Here is a 6991-nt window from a genome sequence, read left to right as displayed (position 1 = left end):
GCTTGAAAAGCGTGGTGCAAATGCCTGAAAACGCCTCCTTTTATGTGCAAGGCGTTCTTGCGGGTGCTCGCCGGATTTTTTCCAAAACCATTACGCTCATTGAAAGTTCAAATCCCGAGCACCAACGATTGGCCCGCGCGGTGATCAACGGGCTGTTGCCCCATACCGGCGGGTCCATCCGCCTGGGGGTCAGCGGGGTGCCGGGTGCGGGAAAAAGCTCGTTTATCGAGCGGCTCGGAACCCTGCTGCTGGATAAAGGATACCATGTGGCGGTACTGGCGGTGGATCCCAGCAGCAAGCGCTCGGGCGGCAGCATTATGGCGGATAAGACCCGAATGGAAAAACTCGCCGCGGACCGTCGGGCGTTTATTCGGCCGTCTCCATCGGGCGGCATTCTGGGCGGCGTTGCCAGAAAGACCCGCGAAACCCTGCTCGTATGCGAAGCCGCCGGATTTGACGTAATCATGGTGGAAACCGTCGGTGTGGGTCAATCGGAAATCGATGTGGCGTCCATGGTCGATTTTTTTCTGATTCTGATGATAGCCGGCGCGGGCGATGAAATTCAGGGCATTAAAAAAGGGGTTTTGGAATTGGCCGACGCCCTGGTCATTAACAAAGCGGACGGCGACAATGTGGAAAACGCCAAACGGGCGCAACGAACCTATGAAAACGCCTTGCATCTTTTAAGGCCGGCCACCCCCACCTGGACCCCGCCCGTGCTGACCTGCAGCGCGCTTGAATCCACGGGTATTGAAGCCATATGGCAAACCATATTGACCCATCGGCAACGGTTTGATGAAACCGGAGAACGGTTGGAGCGACGCCGCGCACAGGCCATCGACTGGATGGCGGCCTTGATCGAAGAGGGGCTGAAAAGTAGGTTTTATGCACATCCGGTCGTCAAATCGATGTTTCCCGAACTTCGTCGGGCTGTTCTGGCGGGAACGCTGAATGCCACGGCGGCGGCGGAAAAGCTGCTTTTTTTTCTTGACAAAGAGGCCTTGACCGAATCAAGTAAATAACTTTAATCTTTTTTCAGGCTGAATTATCGTTCAGCATAAGGACCTTGAATCAATGGCTTGGTTGTCTTTATCGATTCGGCATGACCTTATGGCGTTAGTGGGGCAAAATTCGGGATAGGTGAAAGGAAAGTGATAATGGGGAAAGTGGAAGAAAAAATCAAGGAGTTGATGGACCGAGAGAAAAAGGTCCGCCGAATGGGGGGTGACCAGATGGTCGCTTCGCACAAAAAGAAAGGCAAGCTGACGGCCCGGGAACGATTAAATCTGCTCTTTGATGTCGGCACTTTCAGAGAAATTGATATGTTCGTTTCACACCGCTGTGTTAATTTCGGCATGCAGGCGGTGGAGGTTCCCGCAGACGGAGTTGTCACGGGCCATGGCCTGGTGGCGGGCCGCCCCGTATTTGCCTTTTCGCAGGACTTTACGGCTCGGGCCGGCAGTCTGGGGGAGATGCACGCCAAAAAGATCTGCAAGGTCATGGACATGGCGCTTAAATCCGGCGTGCCGTTTGTCGGATTGAATGACTCGGCCGGCGCCCGAATTCAGGAGGGGGTGGATGCACTGTGTGGATTTGGTGAAATTTTTTACCGCAATTCGATCGGATCAGGCGTGATTCCTCAGATTTCGGCCATTATGGGGCCTTGCGCGGGGGGCGCGGTCTATTCACCGGCCATGACGGATTTCATCTTTATGGTCAAAAATACCGCCCATATGTTCATAACCGGGCCGGAGGTCATCAAGGCCGTTACCGGTGAAGAGATTACCTTTGAAGACTTGGGCGGCGCCATGGCGCATAATGAAAAAAGCGGCGTGGCCCATTTTGCGTGCGAAAACGACGAAGACGCCATAAACCAGATCAAGATGCTTTTGTCCTACCTGCCGTCCAATAACATGGATGATCCTCCACGGGTGGCCACCGATGATTTGCCGGGACGTATGGATCCGGCTCTCGACACGGTTATTCCGGACAGCCCCGGCCAGGGGTACGACATGATGGATGTCATTCGCCCCATTGTGGACAACGGGGAGGTATTTGAGCCGCACCAGCATTTTGCGCCCAATATCTTGATCTGTTTTGCGCGGCTGAACGGCCGCAGCATCGGTATTATCGCCAACCAGCCAAAGGTGATGGCAGGGTCTCTGGATATCAACGCCGCCGATAAGGCGACCCGTTTTATTCGGTTTTGTGATGCGTTTAATATTCCGATTTTGACGATTGCGGATGTACCGGGGTACTTACCGGGAAGCGACCAGGAATGGGGCGGCATTATCCGTCATGGCGCCAAGCTTCTCTGGTGCTATTCCGAAGCGACCGTTCCCAAACTGCTTCTGATTACCCGGAAAGATTATGGCGGCGCCTACATTGCCATGTCTTCGAGGCATCTGGGTGCAGACATGGCCTTTGCCTGGCCGACCGCGGAGATCGCGGTGATGGGCGCTCAAGGGGCCGCCAACATCATTCACCGCAAAGAAATAAACGATGCGGACGACCCGGTCGCCAAGCGCAATGAGAAAATAAACGAATATGAAACGCTTTTCTCCAATCCCTATTGCGCTGCCGCCAGAGGGTATGTGGATGCGGTGATTCGGCCCCGGGAAACCCGGTCGCGGTTGATTGATGCCCTGGAGATCCTGTGCACGAAGCGGGAACTGCGGCCGCCGAAAAAGCACGGCAATATTCCCGTTTAAGCTCCCTGTGGGGGAACCGATGCGTCATCATAAAAAACAAGGGCGGGTATTTTTGAACCCGACCCCTGGCATGCGATGGGTGAGGATATGGATATGACAAAGAAAATGGCGGCGGCCGCCTCTGCGGTAATTGCCTACATGCAAGAGGAAAATGCGGCGATTCAATTGCAGCCGGAAGCAGCAGCGGTTTCGGCACCGCCGCCCCCGGCACTGACAAGTTTCTGGGGGGCCAGTGGGCGCCAATCTCAGATGCAGTTGCGAAATTTAATGCAGTTAAGAGCCGTTAACCGAATATGAATGAGATTACATCAAAACCGATTTTTCTATAGGAGAGCGTTAAGATGAGTGTTCACGACCAATTAAAGATGACGGAAATGCAGTATGGCAAAGACCGGCCGAAAGCCAAAAACCCTGTCAAGGTGGAGGACCTCACGCTGCGTGACGGTCACCAGTCCTTGTTCGCCACCCGCGGCCGGACCGAGGATATGATTCCGATCGCGGAGATGATGGACTCGGTCGGGTTCTGGGCGGTTGAAACCTGGGGCGGCGCCACCTTTGATACCATGCACCGGTTTTTGAATGAAGATCCCTGGGAAAGGATTCGCACGCTCAAACGGTATTTCAAGAAAACGCCGTTTTCCATGCTGCTCAGGGGACAGAACCTGGTCGGATACCGTAATTATGCCGATGATCTCGCCAAGGTCTTTGTGGAACGGGCCGCCGAAAACGGCATGGACATTTTTCGGACCTTTGATGCGCTCAACGATTACCGGAACTTTGAGACGGTCGTGAAGGCCATTAAATCCTGCGGAAAGCATTTTCAGGGGTGCATGTGCTACACGATGACCGAACCGCGCATGGGCGGGGAAGTTTATAATATCGATTATTTTGTCAAGAAGGCCAAAGCCCTGGAAGCCATGGGCGCCGACTCCATTTGCATCAAGGACATGGCCGGTTTGCTGGCGCCCTATGATGCCTATGAACTGGTCAAAGCATTGAAAGCCGCGGTCAAGGCCCCGATTCACTTGCACAGCCATTTTACGTCCGGCATGTCGCCCATGACGCACTTAAAAGCGATCGAAGCGGGCGTGGACATTATCGACACCTGTATGACGCCCTACGCGTATCGCACCTCCCATGCCGCTATTGAACCCCTGGTCATGACCCTTTTGGGCACCAACCGGGACACCGGCTTTGATATCAAGCTATTGGCCGACATCAACGTGAAGCTGGAAAAAGAGGTGATGCCCAAGTACAAACACCTGCTGGACGATTCCAAGGTTTCTCTCATCGACATCAATGTGCTGCTGCATCAGACACCTGGCGGCATGCTGTCGAATCTGGTCAACCAGCTTCGGGAAATGGATGCGCTCGATAAGATTCATGAGGTGTATAAGGAGCTGCCGCGGGTCCGAAAAGAGCTGGGCCAGATTCCCCTGGTTACGCCCACCAGCCAGATCGTGGGCATTCAGACGGTCAATAATGTGCTCTTTGACACGGAAGAAGAGCGCTACAAAATGATTACCGCCCAGGTTAAAGACTTGTGTTACGGCCTTTATGGAAAAACAGCGATTCCCATTGATCCCGAAGTGCAGAAGAAAGCCCTGAAAGGGTATCCCCGCGGCGAAGAGCCCATCACCTGCCGGCCGGCCGAAGTACTGGAACCGGAACTGGCTAAGGCCAAAGAAGAGATCAAGGATCTGGCCGTGGATATCGACGATGAGGTTCTCTACGCCATCTATCCGGTGACCGGGAAACGCTTTTTAAAATGGAAATACGGCAAGGAAACACCCCCCAAGGACGTCATGCCGAAATCACTGGAAGCTGTTGCGGCTGAGGACGAGTTGATTCGAAAGGCCAAGGCAGGTCTTTTGATTGAGAAGAACGGAAAAGAGGCGCCCGAAAAGGGCGAGAACCTGCGAACGTTCAACGTTTTTGTGGATAACGATTATTTTGAAGTGGGTGTTGAGCCCAAGGACGGCCTGCCGTTAGTCAGTTATGTTCAGGCCGCGCCGGTTCAAATGCCCGCCGCAGCCCCGGCGGCAGTCCCTGTAATGCCGAGCGCGCCTGTTGCTCAGAAAGCACCGGCTCAACCACCGACCGCGCCGGCGGCCGTAGCCGCACCCGCTGCGGTTTCCACTTCCAACGCTGATGGCACCTCGCTGACGGCACCCATGCCCGGCATGATTGTCAGCGTCGCCAAGAAAGTCGGCGATGTGGTCAAAAAGGGCGATACCCTGTTGGTATTGGAAGCGATGAAGATGGAAAATGCCCTGGCTGCGCCGGTTGACGGAACAGTTACGGCTATAAATGTCGGTTCCGGCGATTCGGTTGCCAAAGGCGCTGTTTTGTGCGTCATCGGATAGGTCTTATTTTACCGAATTGGTAACCAACGGTTGCTGTTTTAAAAAGGCCGGCGGCTGAACGTCGACCTTGAGGTTGTTCTTCTGCTGCCGACAGTGAATTCCCCACTGTCGGCAGCTTGCAGAGCCGAATGTGGTTGCCATCGCTCATTGCCGAGCGTCCACAATGCCTGCCCCACCTTATACAATAGCGCCCCTTCTTATATTCCACGGTTGCCAATTTTTTTTAGAAGTGTATTTGGAGTGGTTGCATTTTCTTGTTGCAATTTATGTAACAATGTTACATAAAGAATATAATATATCAGATGAAAACGAAAAAACATATTGAAAATATGTGATAATATAAAAATAACACAATTTTTTTTGTAAAAAACAGCCTGCCAACTCGTTCTTCCTCATCATTCGAATGTTCCGAAGAATTGATAAAAGCGACAATTGTTATGGTGGGGCGTTGATGGCGTCAATGCCTGGATGGGGGCTTTATGGATAAAAAGGTTACGGTGGTTGGTGCCGGTTTTGTGGGCGCTACGACGGCACAGCGGCTGGCTGAAAAAGAGCTGTGTGATGTGGTATTGATTGATATCGTCGAAGGGGTTCCACAGGGAAAAGCGCTTGATCTTATGCAGGCCGCGCCGGTCGAAAAGCATGATGCCAAACTCATCGGCTCCAATGGGTATGATGAGTCGGCCGGCTCCGACATCGTCATCATTACGGCCGGAATTCCGCGCAAACCCGGTATGAGCCGGGATGATTTGATCGCCACCAACGCCGGGATCATAAAAGGCGTTGTGACCCAGGTTGTCCCCAAATCGCCCAATGCGATTCTTATTATCGTCAGTAATCCTCTGGATGCCATGTGTCATGTGGCGATGGCGACCAGCGGGTTTCCCAGAGAGCGGGTCATCGGTATGGCCGGTGTGCTGGATTCGGCCCGGTTCCGAACCTTTATTGCCATGGAGCTGGATGTGTCGGTTGAAAGCACCCATGCCTTTGTGCTGGGCGGTCATGGGGACACAATGGTGCCGTTACCAAGATACTCCACAGTGGCGGGCATTCCCATCACGGAACTGATGAGTAAGGAGCGCATCAACGCGCTGGTGCAACGAACCGCCAACGGCGGAGCGGAGATTGTGGGACTGCTGAAAACGGGAAGTGCCTTTTACGCGCCGGCCTCATCCGCGGTGGAAATGGCCGAGTCGATTCTTAAGGACAAGAAAAAGATTTTGCCTTGCGCCGCGTATCTTAAGGGCGAATTCGGCATTCAAGATCTGTTTATCGGTGTGCCCGTGAAGCTGGGCCGAAAAGGAATGGAGCAGATTATCGAAATCAAGCTCACAGTCGAAGAAGATGCGGCTTTGAAAAAGTCGGCGGCGGCTGTGCAGAGCCTGGTGGATATAGTGTCGACGCTGAATTGACCGGGCGGTTGTTTCACGCGTTTGGGTGGTTCGCCGGAGAGCGATGTCGAGTTGTTGGAGTCCACCTTGCCGGATGGACCGGTTTCGAAATACATCGAAAAAAAAGCGAAGGAATTCAGCATATCGCCTTTATCGGTTGCTTTTATTCCGCGTGGGTTTTTTGGCCACTTTTTTGTTTGCAAAAAAAGTAACAATGTTACATATTAAACATATAATGGCTGCAAATAAACAGCTAATATATTGTTAATAAATATAAAAGTTTTTAATAACGTATTTGTATAGGCCGCGGATTTTAAAAGATCAACCACCTGACTCATGAACAAAAACGGCAATGCCATATGACAGACTTGAATTTAACATCAGAAAATGAGGACCAAGGCCGTTTGCTCTGTGTTGGACTCAAACCTGAGGTCTATAAGCGGCTGGAAAGCGCCGTAGCGGATATTTTTTCCAATTCCGATTTTCATAAAGCCAATATTCGGGACGTGGCCAAAAAAGCAGG

At 52.6% G+C, this 6991-nt stretch carries 5 protein-coding genes; all 5 read left to right on the top strand.

Annotated elements, in window-relative coordinates; genetic code table 11:
* The coding region (gene meaB / locus RBT11_20430) for a methylmalonyl Co-A mutase-associated GTPase MeaB (GenBank protein MDX9789153.1) at positions 1 to 1022 on the top strand (1022 nt) is incomplete at its 5' end.
* Positions 1023 to 1157: 135 nt separating this feature from the next.
* Entirely contained in the window at positions 1158 to 2711 is a 1554-nt protein-coding gene (locus tag RBT11_20425) for a carboxyl transferase domain-containing protein (protein ID MDX9789152.1), read from the top strand.
* A gap of 93 nt (positions 2712 to 2804) precedes the next feature.
* On the top strand, positions 2805 to 3008 hold the full coding sequence (locus tag RBT11_20420; GenBank protein ID MDX9789151.1) for a hypothetical protein: 204 nt from the start codon (positions 2805 to 2807) through the stop codon (positions 3006 to 3008).
* A gap of 44 nt (positions 3009 to 3052) precedes the next feature.
* On the top strand, positions 3053 to 5077 hold the full coding sequence (locus tag RBT11_20415; protein MDX9789150.1) for a pyruvate carboxylase subunit B: 2025 nt from the start codon (positions 3053 to 3055) through the stop codon (positions 5075 to 5077).
* 479 nt (positions 5078 to 5556) lie between these two features.
* Complete coding sequence (mdh, locus tag RBT11_20410) at positions 5557 to 6489, top strand: malate dehydrogenase (protein ID MDX9789149.1); 933 nt, start codon at positions 5557 to 5559, stop codon at positions 6487 to 6489.
* Positions 6490 to 6991: the final 502 nt, after the last annotated feature.

The organism is Desulfobacterales bacterium, assembly GCA_034003325.1.
GTDB lineage: Bacteria > Desulfobacterota > Desulfobacteria > Desulfobacterales > JAFDDL01 > JAVEYW01.
The sequence above is the reverse complement of the archived record's forward strand: the minus strand, read 5'-3'. Positions and strand labels throughout refer to the sequence as shown.

What these genes read in the sequence shown, in the direction of transcription:
- RBT11_20425 (MDX9789152.1), top strand. Translation starts at nt 1,158, where the DNA reads ATGGGGAAAGTGGAAGAAAAAATCAAGGAGTTGATGGACCGAGAGAAA.
- RBT11_20420 (MDX9789151.1), top strand. Translation starts at nt 2,805, where the DNA reads ATGACAAAGAAAATGGCGGCGGCCGCCTCTGCGGTAATTGCCTACATG.
- RBT11_20415 (MDX9789150.1), top strand. Translation starts at nt 3,053, where the DNA reads ATGAGTGTTCACGACCAATTAAAGATGACGGAAATGCAGTATGGCAAA.
- mdh (MDX9789149.1), top strand. Translation starts at nt 5,557, where the DNA reads ATGGATAAAAAGGTTACGGTGGTTGGTGCCGGTTTTGTGGGCGCTACG.